Source organism: Arthrobacter sp. Hb9-2 (genome assembly GCF_059091165.1).
This window is the reverse complement of record NZ_JBNHGJ010000026.1, coordinates 12089-29565: the sequence shown is the minus strand read 5'-3', so window position 1 is coordinate 29565 and position 17477 is coordinate 12089. Positions and strand designations below refer to the sequence as shown.

At 65.3% G+C, this 17477-nt stretch carries 14 protein-coding genes; 7 read left to right on the top strand and 7 right to left on the bottom strand.

Annotated elements, in window-relative coordinates; translation table 11 throughout:
* Nucleotides 1–27: 27 nt before the first annotated feature.
* The gene (locus tag AC5RV1_RS14750) at nt 28–1326 is read left to right on the top strand and encodes an Nramp family divalent metal transporter (protein WP_493995053.1); all 1299 of its coding nucleotides are present in this window, start codon (nt 28–30) and stop codon (nt 1324–1326) included.
* A 67-nt stretch (nt 1327–1393) separates the two neighbouring features.
* Here AC5RV1_RS14750 and AC5RV1_RS14745 read toward each other — a convergent pair whose 3' ends face one another.
* Entirely contained in the window at nt 1394–3973 is a 2580-nt protein-coding gene (locus AC5RV1_RS14745) for an ATP-dependent DNA ligase (protein ID WP_493995052.1), read from the bottom strand.
* A 40-nt stretch (nt 3974–4013) separates the two neighbouring features.
* Between AC5RV1_RS14745 and ku the strand changes: the two genes are divergently transcribed.
* The 3 genes from ku to AC5RV1_RS14730 all read left to right on the top strand — a co-directional run bounded on the left by ku (nt 4014) and on the right by AC5RV1_RS14730 (nt 6596).
* Nucleotides 4014–5162 carry a non-homologous end joining protein Ku gene (ku, locus tag AC5RV1_RS14740; RefSeq protein WP_493995051.1) on the top strand — a complete coding sequence of 383 codons (1149 nt, stop codon included), beginning with the start codon at nt 4014–4016 and terminating at the stop codon, nt 5160–5162.
* Nucleotides 5163–5416: 254 nt separating this feature from the next.
* Nucleotides 5417–6274 carry a class I SAM-dependent methyltransferase gene (locus tag AC5RV1_RS14735; protein WP_493946124.1) on the top strand — a complete coding sequence of 286 codons (858 nt, stop codon included), beginning with the start codon at nt 5417–5419 and terminating at the stop codon, nt 6272–6274.
* Complete coding sequence (locus AC5RV1_RS14730) at nt 6264–6596, top strand: SRPBCC family protein (protein ID WP_493995050.1); 333 nt, start codon at nt 6264–6266, stop codon at nt 6594–6596. Before AC5RV1_RS14735 ends, AC5RV1_RS14730 begins: the two co-directional genes overlap by 11 nt.
* A gap of 114 nt (nt 6597–6710) precedes the next feature.
* On the opposite strand, the gene AC5RV1_RS14725 is transcribed toward AC5RV1_RS14730, so the two are convergent.
* From AC5RV1_RS14725 to AC5RV1_RS14705, 5 genes are all read right to left on the bottom strand, one after another.
* A complete protein-coding gene (locus AC5RV1_RS14725) occupies nt 6711–6989 on the bottom strand; it encodes an HPr family phosphocarrier protein (protein WP_013599585.1) in 279 nt (92 codons plus the stop codon).
* Between the two features lie 63 nt (nt 6990–7052).
* Nucleotides 7053–9122, bottom strand: a complete 2070-nt coding sequence (locus AC5RV1_RS14720; RefSeq protein ID WP_493946126.1) for a PTS fructose transporter subunit IIABC — start codon at nt 9120–9122, stop codon at nt 7053–7055.
* A 2-nt stretch (nt 9123–9124) separates the two neighbouring features.
* On the bottom strand, nt 9125–10120 hold the full coding sequence (locus AC5RV1_RS14715; protein WP_493946127.1) for a 1-phosphofructokinase family hexose kinase: 996 nt from the start codon (nt 10118–10120) through the stop codon (nt 9125–9127).
* On the bottom strand, nt 10117–10923 hold the full coding sequence (locus AC5RV1_RS14710) for a DeoR/GlpR family DNA-binding transcription regulator (RefSeq protein WP_493946128.1): 807 nt from the start codon (nt 10921–10923) through the stop codon (nt 10117–10119). Before AC5RV1_RS14710 ends, AC5RV1_RS14715 begins: the two co-directional genes overlap by 4 nt.
* Before the next feature lie 303 nt (nt 10924–11226).
* Nucleotides 11227–11484, bottom strand: a complete 258-nt coding sequence (locus AC5RV1_RS14705; protein ID WP_256249387.1) for a DUF6458 family protein — start codon at nt 11482–11484, stop codon at nt 11227–11229.
* A gap of 215 nt (nt 11485–11699) precedes the next feature.
* Between AC5RV1_RS14705 and AC5RV1_RS14700 the strand changes: the two genes are divergently transcribed.
* The 3 genes from AC5RV1_RS14700 (at nt 11700) to AC5RV1_RS14690 (ending at nt 16010) form a co-directional block, all read left to right on the top strand.
* A complete protein-coding gene (locus tag AC5RV1_RS14700; protein WP_493995049.1) occupies nt 11700–12338 on the top strand; it encodes an alpha/beta hydrolase in 639 nt (212 codons plus the stop codon).
* Nucleotides 12339–12758: 420 nt separating this feature from the next.
* Nucleotides 12759–13508 carry an HAD family hydrolase gene (locus AC5RV1_RS14695; RefSeq protein ID WP_493995048.1) on the top strand — a complete coding sequence of 250 codons (750 nt, stop codon included), beginning with the start codon at nt 12759–12761 and terminating at the stop codon, nt 13506–13508.
* Nucleotides 13509–13667: 159 nt separating this feature from the next.
* Entirely contained in the window at nt 13668–16010 is a 2343-nt protein-coding gene (locus tag AC5RV1_RS14690) for a glycoside hydrolase family 65 protein (protein WP_493995047.1), read from the top strand.
* On the opposite strand, the gene AC5RV1_RS14685 is transcribed toward AC5RV1_RS14690, so the two are convergent.
* Nucleotides 16007–17323 (bottom strand): MFS transporter, encoded by a 1317-nt coding sequence (locus AC5RV1_RS14685; RefSeq protein WP_493995046.1) that lies wholly within the window; start codon nt 17321–17323, stop codon nt 16007–16009. The two genes, AC5RV1_RS14690 and AC5RV1_RS14685, sit on opposite strands and share 4 nt — an antisense overlap.
* Between the last annotated feature and the right edge of the window lie 154 nt (nt 17324–17477).

Here is a 17477-nt window from a genome sequence, read left to right as displayed (position 1 = left end):
ATGTCGCTGTATAAGGAGGACTCGCCGATGCGCGAGCAGAATAAGACCATCACCCACCCCGGAACCACGGAAGATCAGATGGCAACCCAGCAAGGAAACCCGACCCAAGGCACCACAAAAAAGCACCGAACATTCCTTGGCTACCTTGCCCTCATGGGCCCGGCATTCGTCGTCGGAGCCTGGCAGTTCGGCCCCGGCAACCTGACCACCGCCGTCCAGGCCGGCAGCCGCTTCGACTACAGCCTCGTTTGGGTCATCGCCGTCTCCACCATCCTGATGATCTTCTTCACCGACATGAGCGTCCGGCTCGGGATCGCCACACCCGTGTCTCTTATTACTTCCATCAAAGAACACCTGGGCAAATGGGTGGGCGTCCTGGCCGGCTTCGGCGTCTTCGGCATAACGCTGATGTTCTCCGTCGGCAACGCCGTCGGATCCGGGCTGGGACTTTCCCTCATTTTCGGCGGATCCCCGGTCCTGTGGACCGTCGTCTGCACCGCCGCCGTCGCCTTCGTCCTGGCCTTCAAGAACGTCTACGGAATCGTCGAAAAGGCCCTCCTGGCCATCGTCGTCCTCATGGGCATCGCCTTCATCGCCAGCACAGTGGTCGCCCAGCCCGACTGGTACCGCTCCCTTGAGGGCATGGTCCCCACCCTTCCCGCCGGAAGCGAGATCCTCATCGTCGCACTCGTGGGCACCAACTTCTCCATCAACGCCGCCTTCTACACCTCCTACGGCATCAAGGAACACCGCCGCACCCGAGCCGACTACCGCGACATCACCCTCGTCGACACCATCCCCGGCATCGTCGCCCCCGGCATCATGACCGCGCTCGTCATCATGGTCGCCGCAGCCGTCCTCGGCAAAACCGGAGCTGAGGCCGGAACCATCAACGCCCTCGCCTCCATCTTCACGCCCCTGGCAGGCCCCGTCGGCGCGATGCTCTTCGCACTCGGCCTCTCCGGAGCAGCCTTTTCATCCATGATCGCCAACGCCACCGCCGGAGGCACCATGCTCTCCGACGCCATGGGCCGGGGCGCCGAAGCCGGATCGCCTGCCGCCCGCATCGTCACCGGCATGATCCTTGCCTTCGGACTGATCATCACCCTGTCATTCCAAGCCTCGCCCGTGGCACTGATCGTCATCGCCCAATCCCTCACCGTGCTCATCGCACCCATGCTCGGCGTCCTGATCGTCATCATGGCCAACAGGCGCTCCGTCATGGGCGACCTCCGCAACAGGTGGTGGCACAACCTCTTCGGAGCCTTTGGCCTCATCGCTATCATCGCCTCCTCCATCAGGCTCATCACCACCCTGATTGGCTAGAAAGCACCTGACCAGCGACAGCCATAAGGAGCGCCCCCTGCGCAAGCAGCGGGCGCTCCTACCAGTGTCAGGCTTCGTCCACCACGTCCGCCGGGTCCTTGTCCAGCCGCCAACCCCGCCACACCGGATGCCGAAGCCGGCCCGTCCCGGTCCATTCGCTGTACGTCACTTCACCCACCAGTTGAGGGGTTACCCAGTGCGCATCCGCCGAGTCCTCGCGCGGAACGTCCTGGAAGGGAGATGTCTTTCGGGCAAGCCGTTCCACGGTCTGCCGGAGTTCCGTCAGTTCGCGGAAACTGAAACCGCTGCCCACCCTGCCCACGTAGCGCAGGTTTCTTCCCTCCGGGATGCCCACCAGCAGCGAACCCACCGAGTCCCGGCGGGCACCCTTGCCCGGCCGCCAGCCGCCCACCACCACCTCCTGGGTCTGGTCGAGCTTGAGCTTGATCCAGGTCCGCGTCCGTTGCCCGCTAACGTAGCGGCTGTCCGTGCGCTTCGCCATCACGCCTTCGAGGCCCAGTTCCTGGGCGCTTTCCAGGATGTGCTCCACCCGGTCTTCCAGCACAGTTGAAAGATCCACCGGGCAGTCCGACGGGCTGAAGAACTCCTCCAGCCGGTGGCGCCGTTTGGCGAGGGGCAGCCTGCGAAGGTCCGTGCCGGCGTCGTAGAGCAGGTCAAAAAGCATCAGCCGGACGGGGATGGCCCTGCGCGCTTTGGCGACGTCGCCGGGCCGGGTGAGCTTCATGCGCCCCTGAAGCAGTCCGAAGTCCGGCCTGCCTGAGGGCCCGACGGAGATGATCTCGCCGTCCGCGACGAACGGCTGGGGCGGCCAGCAGTTCCGGTCCGTGAACTCGGGGTAGGTCTTGCTGACGTCGTTTCCGTTGCGGCTGAAGATCCTTACTTCAACCTCGTCCGCTACGAGGATGGCACGGACGCCGTCCCACTTGAGCTCGAACTGCCAGTTGCTCCCCTGCAGATCGGCTGTTGTCCCCGCGGTGGCCATCATGGGGCTGTAATCCTCAGGTGATGCGGAAGCGGCGGCTGAAGGGGGCGCCGGAGAGGTTTCTTCAGCTTCTTGGTGGTCCGGCTCTCGGGCTTCCTCCGGCTCCTCTTCCTGCTCCGGCCTTGCAGTGTCCGGCGCCTCCTCATGCACCTCGGCAGCCTCGTCAGCCTCGTCCTCGGCTTCTTCGGGCTCCTCCTCCCGCGCCGGCGCAGGCCGGTGCCGGCTGCTGGCATGCTCCTTGTCCATGAGGTGGATCAGCCACTGGCCCTCGGAGTCCTTGCCCTGCCCCCGGCCCGTATGGATCAGGGCGAACTTTCGGGTGCCGCCCAGCCCGCCGCCTTCGGAACCGGTCAGGGTAACGATGACTTCCCTGCCGTTGATCCACTTATGCAGTTCATACGTGCCGGTATCCCAGATGGTCATCTCGCCGGCGCCATACTCCCCTTTGGGAATGGTGCCCTGGAAAGTGAGGTAGTCCAGCGGGTGGTCCTCTGTCTGGACGGCCAGGTGGTTCTTGCCGCCGGATTCCGGCACCCCCTTTGGCAAGGCCCAGGACACCAGGACGCCGTCGTGCTCGAGGCGGAGGTCGAAGTGCAGCCGGCTGGCGTGGTGCTCCTGGATAACGAAGGCGTCGCCGCTGCCGGCGGCGCCGGAGAAGGGCTCGGGTGTTTTCTGCGGGTCCCGCATGGACCGGTACTTGCCCAGGCGGGGGTTGCCGTCGTGATGTTCGATGCGTACCTCGGGGTCCCGGCCGGCGGCGTTCACGACGGCGGCAAAGGGGTCCGTGCCTTCCTGCACCCGTTGCAGCACGGCCAGGTAGTCCAGGTGCGTCAGGCCTGGCGAGCCGATCTCCTGCCAGGTCCGGGGCGCGGCGACCATCGGGGCGGGACGGCCCCGGAGCGAGTAGGGCACGATGGTGGTTTTGGCCGCGTTGTTCTGGCTCCAGTCCACCAGCACCTTGCCCTTGCGCAGGGTCTTTTTCATGTCGCTGACCGCAAGATTCGGATGGTCCGCTTCCAAGGCGCGTGCCAGCTCACGGGCAAAGGCCGAGATCTGATCCGAGGTCTGGCTCCGGTCCAGGGGTGCGTAGAGATGGATGCCCTTGCTGCCGCTGGTTACGGGGACGGGATCCAGGCCGACGTCCTCGAGGATTGAGCGGGCCAGGAGGGCCACTTCCACGCACTCTTCCAGGCCGGCGCCTTCACCGGGATCCAGGTCCAGGACAAGCCGGTCCGGATTGAGCTGGTTGCCGTGGGAGTCCACCTGCCACTGGGGAACATGGATTTCCAGCGAGTTGATCTGGCCAAACCAGGTGAGCGTCGCGGGGTCGTTGACCATCGGATAGTGGATGGTCCGGTCTTTGTGGGTAATGGCCGCGCGCGGGAGCCAGCCGGGAGCGGAGTCCTCAAGGTTCTTTTGGAAGAACACCTCGCCGGGCTTCCCCGCAGTACCCACGCCATTAACCCACCGCTTCCTGGTGGCCGGCCTGTTGGCGGCCGCCGGGATCAGGACGTGTGCCACCGCTGCGTAGTAGGCGAGCACGTCCGCCTTGGTGGTGCCGGTCTCCGGGTAGATGACTTTACCCAGGTTGGTGAGCGTCAATTCCCTGCCGGCAACCCGGACACGCTCCTTAGCTGCGGCCATGGGGCTTCACCTCCGGGGCTGCGTGATGTTGACTTAGGGAATGAGAGCCATCTGGAAAGGTGCCATCGCGTTCGGCCTGGTCAACGTGCCCGTGAAGGTCTACAGCGCAACCGAAGATCATGACATCAGTCTGCACCAGGTCCACAATGCCGACGGCGGCCGGATCCGCTACCAGCGCAGGTGCGAAGTGTGCAGCCAGGTCATCGATTATTCGGACATCGAAAAGGCCTACGAGGAGGACGGCCGGACGGTGATCCTGTCCAAGGACGAACTCAAGGCCATTCCCGCCGAGAACAGCCACGAGATCGAAGTGGTGCAGTTCGTTCCGTCCGAGCAGCTTGAACCCATGATGTTCGAGAAGAGCTACTACTTGGAGCCGGACTCCAAGTCGCCCAAGGCCTACGTCCTGCTGCGCCGGGCGCTGGAGGACACTGACCGGGTGGCCATCGTCCAGTTCGCCCTGCGCGAGAAGACCCGGCTGGGGGCCCTGCGGATCAAGGACGACGTCCTGGTGCTCCAATCCCTGCTCTGGCCGGACGAGGTGCGCGAAGCCAACTTCCCTTCCCTGGATGCATCCATCAAGATCTCCCCGCAGGAACGCGATATGTCTGCGGCGCTCGTGGAGTCCATGGCGGCCGACTTTGATCCCGCGCACTTCACGGATGACTACCAGGTGCAGCTGCGCCAGCTCATCGAGGCCAAACTGGAGCAGGGCGACTCCCTGGATACCGAGGAAACCTTCGGTGTGGAAGCCGGCGAAGGCGGCAAGGGCGAAGTCATCGACCTGATGGAGGCACTGAAACGGAGCCTTGACCGGAAACGCGGGGGCGGGGCCGATGCCGCCGCCGATTCGGATGGCGGGGACTCGGGCAATGAATCCTCCGGAGACGACGAAGAGGCCGCCAAACCGGCGCGCAAGAGGGCCACCGCCAGCAAGTCCTCGGATTCCACGTCGGGTGAGAGCAAGTCCGGCGCTGCGAAGTCGGCGGCCGCGAAGACCAGCACGGCGAAGACCAGCACAGCGAAGGCGAGTGCGGCAAAATCCACTACAGCCAAGGCCGGCACAGTAAAGTCCAAGGCGGACACATCCACTGCGGCGAAGTCCTCGCCGGCCAAGTCCAGTGCCAAACCGGCCGCTAAAACCACCACCAGCAAGGCAACGGGCACCAGGGCGCGCAAGCCGGCGTGAGGGTCCGTGGCCGGCGGCGTCTTTTCCCGGGGTTGATGCCATGACTACGAAACTACTAAGCTTGCTTGCTTTTCGGTAGCCGGCACTGGTTTTACCAGCGGTCTGCCTGCGCGGCCTACCGCAGCGGGTCCCTTACGGCTGCTCTCTTTACAGCCGAGTTCGGCGAGTTCACAATGAGTCGCATCGCAGCCTCCGCTGTGGCCGCAGCGCGCTGTTCACTCACTGACGAACCATCACGGTAGAGAGGCACAGTCATGGATGACCAAACCGATGTCCTCGAGGCGGACCGGGCGCTCAAGCAGAAGCATCGTGCGATGTGGGCGTCAGGGGATTATCCTGCGCTCGCGAGTGAATTGCTGCCGGAGCTGGGGGCCATCCTTGTGGAAGCCTGCGGCATCAACTCCCGGCAGCGGGTCCTCGACGTCGCCGCGGGGGCGGGCAATGCGGCGATCCCCGCCGCCATGATGGGTGCGAAGGTTGTGGCGAGCGACCTCACCCCGGAACTGTTCGACGCCGGCCGCCACCAGGCAGCGGACCGCGGAGTGGAGCTGGAATGGAAAGAAGGGGACGCGGAGGCGCTGCCTTTCGCCGACGCCGAGTTCGACACCGTAATGTCCTGCCTCGGCGTGATGTTCGCGCCCCATCACCAGCCGGCAGCCGATGAGCTCCTGCGCGTGTGCAAACCGGGTGGCACCATCGGACTTCTCAGCTGGACACCTGAGGGGTTCATCGGCAGGATGTTCGCCACCTTGAAGCCGTTTGCCCCGCCACCGCCGCCGGGTGCCCAGCCCGCACCGCTGTGGGGGAGCGAGGACCACCTCCGCGAACTCTTCGGTGACAGGATCACCGAAACCAACGCCCGGAAAAAGACTTTGGCGGTGCACAGCTTCCACCAGCCGGAGGACTTCGTGCGCTACTTCAAGTCTCACTACGGCCCCACGATTTCCGTGTACAAGTTCATCGCCGAGGACGGGGACAAGGTCAAGGAGCTGGACAAGGCGCTGACGGACCTGGCCGAGTCGTTTGGCGACGCCCATGGCGACACCCCCTTCCAGATGGAGTGGGAGTACCTGCTGTTTACCGCCAAAAAGGCCAAGGGTAATGCCGGGTGATTATGTCGCCACGTCCTCGGTCACTGTCGAAGCACCGCCCGCCAGGGTGTGGGACATCATCACGGACCCGGCTGCCACGAGGATTTTTATGTTCGGCACCGAGCTCGGCACGGACTGGACTGTGGGCGGACCCATCACCTGGAGTGGCAGCTGGGAGGGCAAGGAGTACCAGGACAAGGGAGTGATCCTTGAAGTGGAACCCGGCCGAAAGCTGGTTTACACGCACTTCAGTCCTCTGGGAGGCCAGGAAGACAAGCCGGAAAACTATCACACGCTGACCTGTAGCCCTACGTGTCGTTATAGGCGCCGTAACGACACGTAGGGCTACCTGCTTGGGTAGGGAGGGGACCGCTTAAACGCAACGGCCGCCGTCGGACTCCCCAGGGAGGGAAAGTCCGACGGCGGCCGCTGCTTAGCTGCCTGGGCTGCGGTGCCGCTACTCGGCGTCGTGATCCGTTTCGAGGATCTGGACCAGGTGGTCCAGGGCGGTGTCAGCGCCGTCGCCTTCGGCGCGGAGGACTACCACGTCCCCGTGTGAGGCGCCCAGGCTCATGAGGGAGAGGATGCTCGCGGCATCCATGGCCTCATCGGCCGGTTCGCCTTCGCGGGCGATGGTGATGTCCAGGTCGTATTCTCCTGCTGCCTCGGCAAAGATGGCGGCGGGGCGGGCGTGCAGGCCCACACGGCTGGCGACGGTTGCTGTGCGTTCTGGCATTTTTGCTCCTTTGTCTTCCGGGCGGCTGGCGTTCAGCGCCGGACAGGTAGTGGGTGAGGCAGGTCAGACCGTTGCTGGAACGGTCTCCACCGTAGCAGCGCTCTTGGGGGCAGCCCAACGCTTCAGTGCCACCACTGCCAGCGCGCTGACAATGGTTCCGGCGATGATCGAGATCACGAACATCAGCAGGTTGCCGATGGCAAAGAACACGAAGAGGCCGCCGTGGGGTGCCTGCGAGGTGACGTTGAAAGCCATGCACAGTGCGCCAGTGAGTGCACCGCCTACCATGCTTGCGGGGATGACGCGCAGCGGGTCGGCCGCGGCGAAGGGGATGGCACCTTCTGAGATGAACGACGCACCCAGCAGCCAGGCGGCCTTGCCGTTTTCACGCTCGGCCAGGCTGAAGAGCTTCTTGTCCAGGACCGTGGCCAGGGCCATCGCCAATGGCGGGACCATGCCGGCGGCCATAACGGTTGCCATGATCTGCCACGGTGCCTGGTTGTCGGCGCTGCCGGCGCTCAGGCCTGCGACTGCAAAGGCGTAAGCCACCTTGTTGACCGGGCCGCCGAGGTCGAAGCACATCATCAGGCCGAGGATGATCCCGAGGACGACGGCGGACGCGCCGGTCATCCCGGACAGCCAGCCGTTGAGGGCCAGCGTGAGGCCGGCGATAGGGCCGCCGAGGACCAGGAACATCAGGCCGGAGGCGAAGATGGAAGCGAGCAGCGGGATGATCACCACGGGCATCAGGCCGCGGAGCCAGCGCGGAACCTGCCAGGTCCCGATCAGGTGAGCCATGTAGCCGGCGAGCAGGCCGCCGACGATGCCGCCGAGGAAGCCGGCGCCCATGAACCCGGAGACTGCACCGGCAACGAAACCGGGTGCAATGCCCGGCCGGTCCGCAATTGCGTAGGCGATGTAACCGGCGAGTGCAGGGACAAGGAATCCCATGGACAGGGCGCCGATCTTGAACAGCACTGCGCCGAGGTAGGTGGTCAGCCCGCCCTCAGGAAGGTTGCCGAAGTTGTTCTCCACAACCACCGTGTCCGCAACCTCGGTGATGTCGTAGCCGCCCAGCAGGAAGCCGAGGGCGATCAGCAGGCCGCCGCCGGCGACGAACGGAATCATGTAGCTCACGCCGGTGAGGAGTGCGCGCTTCAGCTTCTGGCCGATGTGCTCGCCCTTTTCCTCGGCGTCGTGCTCTGCCTGTTCCTCGGCACCGAAGTGCGGGACGCGGCGGGCGTTCGGGTTGTCCGCGGCGGCCAATGCTTCCTGGACCATCTTGGCGGGCTCATCGATGCCGCGCTTGACCGGGGCGTTGATCACGGGCTTGCCGGCAAAGCGTTCCTTGCCGCGCACGTCCACATCCACGGCGAAGATGACGGCGTCCGCTGCGGCGATAACGGCGGGGTCCAGCGGCTTGGCGCCGGAGGAACCCTGGGTTTCCACCTGCAGGTCGACGCCTGCCTCCTGGGCAGCGGCGACGAGGGAGTCGGCTGCCATGTAGGTGTGGGCGATGCCGGTGGGGCATGCTGTTACGGCGACGAGACGCTTGGGTCCCGGGGCGGCGGAGCCGTCTGAACCTGCCGCGGCTACTGCGGAGGCCCCGGACTGCCCGGAAGCGTTCAGGGAACCGCCCGCAGAAACGCCTGCCGAAACCGGCGCTGCATGGGCGGCTGGCTTGTCAGCGAGTGCGCCGTCCACCAGTTCCACGATCTCCTCGCGGGAGGAAGCGTTGCGCAGGGCGGCGGTGAAGTCCTTCTTGATCAGGGACCGGGCGAGCTTGGACAGCAGCTTGAGGTGCTCCTGGTCCGCGCCGTCCGGGGCTGCGATGAAGAAGATCAGGTCTGCTGGGCCGTCCTTGGCGCCGAAGTCCACCTTGGGGTTGAGGCGGGCCATGGCCAGGGTTGGTTCCGTTACTGCGGCGGAGCGGCAGTGCGGGATGGCAATGCCGCCAGGGATGCCCGTGGCGGTCTTCTGCTCGCGGGCGTAGGCATCGGCGAAGAGGCCTTCAACTTCTGTTGCGCGTCCGGCGGCAGCTACCTTGCTTGCCAGGTGCCGGATCACCGCCTCGGGCGCGTTGCCCAGGTTCTGGTCGAGCTCGACCAGTTCCGTGGTGATGAGCTGGGTCACTGTCAATCCTTTCGAAGGGCCGTGATGGTTACGGCATCCGGGGTGGTTTGGTGAACTGCCGGAACTGTGGAACCGGGCAGGGAGGCGGCTGCGGCACCATGGGCCACGGCCTGACGAAGGCAATCGGCCGGGGCGGCGCCCTGGCCGTGGGCGAGCAGGTAGCCTGCGAGGGCCGAATCGCCCGCACCGACCGTACTGACCGCGGCGACCGGCGGGTGCGTGGCCAGCCACGCGCCGTCGGCCGTTACCAGGACAGCTCCCTTTGATCCGAGAGTTGCCAGCACAGCACCCACACCGGAACGTACGACGGCGGCGGCTGCTGCTGCGGCAGCAGCCGGGTCCGCTTCCAGTTCGTCAGCGGTGGCCGGGGAGGCGAAGCCGGCTGCAGCAGCCAGTTCCGCCAGTTCTTCGGCGTTGGGTTTAAGGAGGTCCGGTTTTCCCGAACCATCGCCTGCCTCGTCGCTGGAGACGGCGGCGGCAAGAGGAGCGCCGGAGGAGTCCACGGCGATCTGCGGGGCGTTTCCGTTCCCCGCAGAGCGGAGCCGGCGCGCCACGGTGGCGTAGAAATCTGGGGGGAATCCCGGCGGAAGCGACCCGGCAAGGACCACCCAGCTCGCACCGCGGGAGCTCTCGAGCAGCAGCTTCATCAGGGCTTCCTGCTGGTCGGCGTCGAGCAGCGGTCCGGGCTCGTTGATCTTGGTGGTCACTCCGCCGGGCTCAGTGAGCGCCACGTTGGTGCGGAGCGGCTCATTGATGGGGAGGGAAACGAAGGGGACTCCGCTTTCGCGCAGGCCGGCCAGGACGGGGTCACTGTCCGCGCCGGGCAGGACGGCCACGGATTCAAGGCCGGAGGCCACCAGCGCGCGGGAGACGTTGACGCCCTTGCCGCCGGATTCCTGGCTGACGGAGACCGCCCGCTGCACTTCGCCCCGTTCGAGGGGGCCGGGGAGCGCCACGGTCCGGTCGAGGCTGGGGTTGGCCGTGAAGGTGACGATCATGCGATCACCACATCTACGCCGGCTTCTTCCAGGGCGGCTGCAAGTTCCGGGCCGGGTTCGCTGTCTGTAATCAAGGTGTCCAGATCTTTCAGGGAGGCGAACTGGACCAGGGTTTCCGTGTCCAGCTTTGAGGAATCGGCCAGCACCACAATGCGGCGGGCCGAACGGACAAAAGCTGCCTTGACGGCCGCTTCTTCGGGATCGGGAGTGCTGAGGCCGAATTCCGGGTGGATGCCGTTGGTGCCGATAAACGCGATGTCTGGCCGGAGCCTGCCGGCGGCGTCCACAGTTGCCTGGCCCACGGCAACCTGCGTGATGCCGCGCACGCGGCCGCCCAGGATCTCCAGGGCGATGCCCGGAACGCTCGAAAGCTTGCCGGCGATGGGGACCGCATGGGTGATGGCAACCAGTTCCGCCCGCGGTTCTGCCCCGTCAATGCGCTCGACGGCGGTGCGCCGGGAGAGCAGGTCCGCCAGCACTTCCGTGGTGGTGCCGCCGTCGATGAGGACGCTGCCGGGGGAGTTGCGGGGGATGAGCGCCAGCGCAGCCTCGGCGATCCGGATCTTCTGGTCGGGCCGTTGGATGGCCCGTTCGTTGACGCTTTCCTCCGTGGTGCTGAAGCGGTCTGCCGCAACGGCCCCGCCATGCACGCGCCGGACGGTGCCGGCGTTTTCCAGGGTGGCAAGGTCCCGGCGGACGGTTTCGGTGGTGATACGGAAGCGCTCGGCCAGGAGGGTCACGCTGACCCGGCCGGTGCCGGCTACAAGCTCGGCAATCTTCTGCTGGCGCTCCTCGGCGAACACATACCCTCCGTTGCGTAAGGCTTGATGGTGCGGCTGTTTATGGTGCTGCTTCTAATGATGGAAGCGCGCCGGTGCGTGACTGGCATCACATGATGTTGTGTTACTTGACTTTATCTTTGGTTGTGTTGGTTTGTCAATGGAAATCCACACGAAACAAAATGCGCCAGATTTTCAGCCCTTGCGGCGCAGCGTCCTGCCGTCCCGGCCCTGCAGCTGGACAAGGATGCGGGGGACAAGAAAACCGGGCCGGACCGCAATGGTCCGGCCCGGCTTTAGCGGGTCACGATGCTTCTTTCTGCCCGGCTACAGTCCGCCGTCGCGGCTTTCATTCCGGGTGATGCGCTCTCCGGTGTTGGGGTCCACCACCGAGCGGCTCTCGCTGATGCGCCTGCTGCGGCCGGGGGACGCGAGTATGAGTGACGCGATGAGGCCAATCACGCCGACGGCCATCAGGATGTAACCCACCAGCACCTGGTCGACGGCGGGTATTAGGCCTGGAGCGACCGCCCACGCGAGGATGGCGCCGAGGGCGATGAGGAAGATGGAGGATCCGATTCTCATGACGTGCTCCTTGTGGTGGCTGGTGGGCGTGTTCATAGCCCGTTGACGGTTGCTAAGCATGCTTCCCGTTAAGCGTCACGCTACAGCCCCAAGTTGCGGTATTCAATGACTGGGGCGGGGCAGTTGGTGGCGGCGCGACGCGGGGCAGGTGTGACTCAAGTGATTAAGGTATCCGGTTGAGGCTTGTTCCTAACCTGCCTCGTTAGGCTGATTCGATGGAAACAGTTGTGTGGTCCAAGCCGGAGGACGAGCGGGCGGGCACTCCGTTGCTGGTGATGATGCATGGCTACGGCACGGACGAGTCACGCATGGTCAGGCTCTTTGAGTACCTGCCGGCGGAATTTACCTGCGCGGCCCTGCGGGCCCCGATGCCCATCGGCGACCACTTTGGCTGGTTCCTGCTGGACTACTTCCTGGCCAATGACTTCGCCGACGTCATCAAAGCCTCCAGTGCCGTCCAGGCATGGATCAACAGCGTCAAGGGCCAGCACAGCAGCGTCAGCCTGCTTGGCTACTCGCAGGGCATGGCGATGGCCAGCACGCTGCTGCGCCTCCACCCCAAGGACTATGTAGCCGTGGTGGGGCTTTCCGGTTTTGTGCTCGAGAATGAGCTGCTGTCCCTCACTGAATCCTTTGACGCCAAACCGCCCTTCTTCTGGGGGCGGGACAAGGCCGACCTTGTCATCAACGAAGACGCGATCGCGTACACCGAGGAGTGGCTCCGGAACAACACCCTCCTCACCGCCCGGACTTACCCGGGCATGGGGCATGCGATGTCCAAGACCGAGATGGTGGACGTGAGTGCCTTCCTGCGCCATTACGTGCTCAGGCCCGCAGCGGCCGTTGGAGCCTAGGCGGGCTGGGCTAAACCCAGCGCGCCGGCCATGTTGAGCCGTGAAGCGCGTCACAGTTTGACCGAACGAAAAAACAGTTGCCAGCCAAATTTGTAAGCGCTTACACTCGTCTTCGGCCGTTATTGCGGCCCTGAACTGGGCGGACAAGGAGATCAACGCGGTGCGGACGGTTTACTGTGGCCCCAAACGGTCAGCTGCCCTGACTTTCGCAGTCCCAGTTGAATGCTCCGACGGTTTGTGCCATAGCGCACCACACGGTCATGATGGAATACAACGATCAGCTAGCTTACGGGCCCCGGCAATGTCTATGCCGGCAGTTGCCTGCTGCGACTGCCGATCGTCCGGGCATCGAGGCCTCCACACTCCCAAAGCATCCCGCCTTCGAGGCTGCCCACGTCCTGAAAGGACAACCCACCGCTGATGACTGAAAACATGGCTACAGAACAAGCAACCGCCGAACTCTCCGCCTGGACCGGCGCCTCTGCCATCCTGTTCGACCTGGACGGGGTGCTGACCCCCACGGCCACCGTCCATGAGCGGGCGTGGCAGGAACTGTTCGAAGGCTACCTCGCGTCGCAGCCGCAGGTCGCCGGCTACAGCGAAAGCGACTACTTCGACCACATTGATGGTAAGCCGCGCTTCGATGGCGTCCGGGACTTCCTGGCCTCGCGCGGAATCGTGCTTCCGGAAGGGCCCACCGATGACGACCCCGTTAACATCACGGTGCAGGGCCTGGGCAACCGGAAGAACCGGATCTTCAACGACATCGTCAGCGCCGGCGTCGAGCCTTTCGAAGGCTCCGTGCGGTTCCTTCATGCCGCGCTTGACCGCGGACTGAAGGTCGCCGTCGTCTCTTCCTCCCGCAACGCTCCGGCTGTCCTGGCGGCCGCCGGACTCAGCCGCCACTTCGAGGTGGTGGTGGACGGCGTGGTGGCAGCCAGCGAAGGCCTGCCGGGCAAACCCAGCCCCGCCACCTACAACTATGCCGCGCGCCTGCTGGACCTGCCCTCTGAGGAATGCGTGGTAGTCGAGGACGCTGTCTCCGGTGTACAGGCTGGAAACGCCGGCACATTCCACTCTGTTGTCGGAGTGGACCGCGGCGCCGGACGGAAGACGCTTCTCGAGGCCGGGGCCACCGTGGTGGTAAGGGACCTCGACGAGCTCCTCTAGCCGCACCGTACCGGGTGGCGTCCCCCAATCCCGCCGCCGGAACACAACGAACCACCACCTAAGCAAGCAATAAGCAGCACCCCCAGCTGCCACAATCCCCCTCGGCACGCCTGGCCGGCCCACCCGGCAGCACCGCCACAGCACAAGGACCCCAACATCATGGCTCTGATCTCCGCGGACCGCGAAAGGTTCCCGAACACACCCTGGCAGCTCGTGGAAACACGCCACGAACAGGGCAATGAGGGGACGCTGGAAACGCTCTTCGCCCTGGGTAACGGGCACCTGGGAATCCGTGGTGCCCATTGGGCGGCAGCGGACTCGGACCTGCCGGGCAGCTTCATCAACGGCCTGCACGAAATCTGGGACATCAAGCATGCCGAAAACGCCTTCGGCTTCGCCCGCACCGGCCAGCGCATCCTGTACATCCCGGACGCCAACAACTTCACCGTGATTGTCGACGGCGAGGCCCTCAGCCTGGCCGAATCCGAGGTGCTGGACTACCGGCGCTCCGTTGATTTCGCCAAAGGCGTCTACGAATGCCGGATCACCTGGCAGTGCCGCTCCGGCGCCGCCGTCACCACCACCGAACGGCGCGCCGTCGGATTCGCTTCCCGGGGAACTCTTGGCATCTCCCTGGAAGTGGCCACGGACCGTGACGTCTCCCTGGACGTCACCTCCTCAGTGATCAACCGCCAGGACCAGCCGGTGGAAGACCATTCCGCCCACGATCCGCGCCGGGCGGGCCGCCACGCCGGACGCGTGTTGCTGCCCTTGCGGCTGGACGGGGGGGACGGGTCCCTCCGGCTCGCCTGGGAGGCCGCCGAGTCCAAGCAGCGGATCGGCGTTGCGGTGGACCACTGGACGTCCGCAGGGCATCAGCCGTTCGACACCTTGGTGGACCAGGATGACAGCAGCGTCCGCTACGTCCTGGCCGTCAGCGCGGACGAGCCGTTCCGCCTGGAAAAGAGCGTCAGCTACGCGGCCGGCCCGGCACTCCAGGACCCTGCAATTGACGCCGCTGGCGTAGCAGAGCAGAATCTGCGTCCGGTCCAGGACATCTTCGCCGAAAGCGAAGCGCACTACCGGGACTATTGGGCCACCGGGGACATCGTGGTGGCCGGCCAGCCCGAATTGCAGCAGGCCATCAGGTGGAACCTGTTCCAGCTGGCGCAGGCAACTGCCCGTGCCGATGTTGCCGGGATTCCCGCGAAGGGAGTCACGGGTTCAGGCTACGAGGGCCACTATTTCTGGGACCAGGAGGTCTACCTCCTGCCGTACCTGACCTACACCAATCCGGACGGCGCCCGCCAGGTCCTGGAGTACCGCCACGCCATCCTCCCCGAGGCCAGGATCCGCGCCAAGGAACTCAGCGTGGACGGGGCGCTGTTCCCGTGGCGCACCATCAACGGACTCGAGGCCAGCGCCTACTATGCCGCCGGTACCGCCCAGTTCCACATTGCAGCCGCCATCGCCTTCGCCACCAACAGGTACGTCTGGGCCACTGGGGACACCGCGTTCCGTGACGGGATGGGCGCTGAATTGCTCATTGAGACCGCACGCATGTGGCTCTCATTGGGCTTCTTCGGCAAGGACGGGCTCTTCCATATCCACGGCGTTACCGGGCCCGACGAATACACGGCCGTGGTCAACGACAACCTCTACACAAACGTCATGGCGCGCTTCAACCTGCGTGCTGCTGCCGCCTTGGAACATGCCGGCATCAGCCTGGAAGAGCGGCAGCTGTGGGAGGCAGCGGCGAACCGCATGCAGCTGCCGTTCGACGACCGCATGCAGGTCCATTCGCAGGACAACGACTTCATGACCCTGGAGCCCTGGGACTGGACCACGCCCCGGTCCAAGTACCCCCTGCTGCTGCACTTCCACCCACTGGTGATCTACCGCCACCAGGTCCTGAAGCAGGCGGACACCGTCCTGGCGATGTTCCTGCAGTGGCAGGATTTCACCGCGGAGGAAAAGCAGCGTGCCTTCGACTTCTACGATCCGCTGACAACGGGCGATTCGACACTTTCCGCCTGCGTCCAGGGCATCATGGCTGCTGAGGTGGGGTACTCCCGCGAGGCGCTTGAGCACTTCACCAACGCTGTGTTCATCGACCTGGACGATACCCACGGCAACACCATCGACGGGGTGCATATCGCCTCCACCGGCGGCGTGTGGAGCTCCCTCGTCTGCGGGTTCGCCGGCCTCCGGGACCAGGGCCCGGTCCCGTACTTCGATCCCCGGTTGCCCGCTGATTGGGAAGCCCTGACGTTCCACCTCAAGATCCGCGGTCGCCTGCTGCTGGTTGAGCTCGTCGCCGGTGCCATCACCCTGGCGGTCGAGGAAGGCGAGGCACTGGAGGTGGACGTCCGCGGCCAGCGTCTTAGCGTGGGTGCGGAGCCCGTGCGGGTAGCGCTCGAACCCGTGCCGGAGCCCGAACCCACCGTGTTCCCCAGCGGACTTCCGACGGCGAGCATCCCCGTGGTGCGCGCCAACAACTAGTCTCCGCGCGCCGTCGAACGTTCAACTTCAGGTGCCCTGTCCAGCGGGTGGGCCAGTTCGTCGTCGGGCATCCGTGCCACCATCATGGCGATGACCGCCATGATGGGGCACACAACGCCGGCCACCAGGAAGAGCAGCCAGATAGGCAGAACCTCGGCGGCCGGCCCGGCCAGGGCCATGGAGACTGGCATGAGGGCGAGCGACACAAAGAAGTCCAGGCTGGAGACCCGGCCCAAAAGATGGGGCGGGACGCGCCGCTGCAGCAGCGTGCCCCAGATGACCATGCCCACGCTGCCGGTGGCGCCCCAGATGAACAGCGACGCCGCCATGACCCAGAAGTTGTCCATGAGCCCGACGGCGGCGAGCGGCAGGCTGCCGGCGCCCCAGGACACCATCATCACCGTGAGATAGCGCCGCGGCAGCCTCAATGATGCCGTGAACAGCGAGCCTAAGGCCGCGCCCACGCCCATCACGGCGAGGAGGAAGCCGAACATGCGGGAATCGCCGCCAAGTTGGTCGCGCACCACGAACGGCAGCAGGACCTCGATGGGGCCGATGAGGAACAGGACCGAGATGCACGCCCACAGCAGGGTCCACAGCAGCCACGGGGTGCGCAGCGTATAGCTGACACCCTCGCGCAGGTCCTGGAGGAAGGACGACTTGCCGCGTTCTGCTCCCGCAGGGTGGGAACCGCCTTCGGCCCCGTTGACGGGCGCGTCCAGGGAGTGCTGGCCCAGGAAGTTGAGGACGATGAAGGCCGAGAGGTGGCAGACGGCCACCGCCGTTACGGCATGCGACGGCGAGAGGGCGGCCACCACGATACCGGCCACTGCGGGACCGGCGGCCTGCTGGAGTACCGGCCGCATGGAACCCTCCACCCCGTTTGCTGCGAGCAGATCTTCTGCCGGCAGAATGCGCGGCAGGATGGCCGAATAGGCGGGGAAGAAGAACGCCGCTCCCACGCCCAGCACAAAGGCGCCCACTGCCAGATGCCAGAGTTGCAGCCACCCGGCCATGGCGAGCCCGCTGATGGCGGCGATGACGGCGAGGTTGGCTCCCTCCACGGCAATGATCAGGCGCCGCTGCGGGATCCGGTCGGCGGCGATTCCGCCGGCCAGCAGGAAGGCCACCAGGCCAACACTTCCGGCGGCAGCCACCACTGACAGCTCCAGCGGTCCGCCGCCCAGATGGATCACCTGGTAGACCATTGCGACGGCCCACATTCCGGAACCGAAAATGGAGATGGCCAGGGCCGAAATCAGTACCCGGTACTCACGATGGGCAAAGGGCCGCAGGGCTTTGGGGGCGGGCATAGGGTAAGTCTAGGCTTTGGACGGATACCCGGACAGCAGGGTCAAACTATCCTCATGGCCACCTGGGGCAGGCATGCCGTGGCCTAGTGTTAAGCAACCTTAGTATTAGGAAAAGGCCGCATCCGACGCGGCCGGCGAGACCAACAGAGGTGAC

Coding starts and splice junctions, on each gene's coding strand:
- AC5RV1_RS14750 (WP_493995053.1), top strand. CDS start 28: ATGCGCGAGCAGAATAAGACCATCACCCACCCCGGAACCACGGAAGAT.
- AC5RV1_RS14745 (WP_493995052.1), bottom strand. CDS start 3,973: ATGGCCGCAGCTAAGGAGCGTGTCCGGGTTGCCGGCAGGGAATTGACG.
- ku (WP_493995051.1), top strand. CDS start 4,014: ATGAGAGCCATCTGGAAAGGTGCCATCGCGTTCGGCCTGGTCAACGTG.
- AC5RV1_RS14735 (WP_493946124.1), top strand. CDS start 5,417: ATGGATGACCAAACCGATGTCCTCGAGGCGGACCGGGCGCTCAAGCAG.
- AC5RV1_RS14730 (WP_493995050.1), top strand. CDS start 6,264: ATGCCGGGTGATTATGTCGCCACGTCCTCGGTCACTGTCGAAGCACCG.
- AC5RV1_RS14725 (WP_013599585.1), bottom strand. CDS start 6,989: ATGCCAGAACGCACAGCAACCGTCGCCAGCCGTGTGGGCCTGCACGCC.
- AC5RV1_RS14715 (WP_493946127.1), bottom strand. CDS start 10,120: ATGATCGTCACCTTCACGGCCAACCCCAGCCTCGACCGGACCGTGGCG.
- AC5RV1_RS14705 (WP_256249387.1), bottom strand. CDS start 11,484: ATGAGAATCGGATCCTCCATCTTCCTCATCGCCCTCGGCGCCATCCTC.
- AC5RV1_RS14700 (WP_493995049.1), top strand. CDS start 11,700: ATGGAAACAGTTGTGTGGTCCAAGCCGGAGGACGAGCGGGCGGGCACT.
- AC5RV1_RS14695 (WP_493995048.1), top strand. CDS start 12,759: ATGACTGAAAACATGGCTACAGAACAAGCAACCGCCGAACTCTCCGCC.
- AC5RV1_RS14690 (WP_493995047.1), top strand. CDS start 13,668: ATGGCTCTGATCTCCGCGGACCGCGAAAGGTTCCCGAACACACCCTGG.
- AC5RV1_RS14685 (WP_493995046.1), bottom strand. CDS start 17,323: ATGCCCGCCCCCAAAGCCCTGCGGCCCTTTGCCCATCGTGAGTACCGG.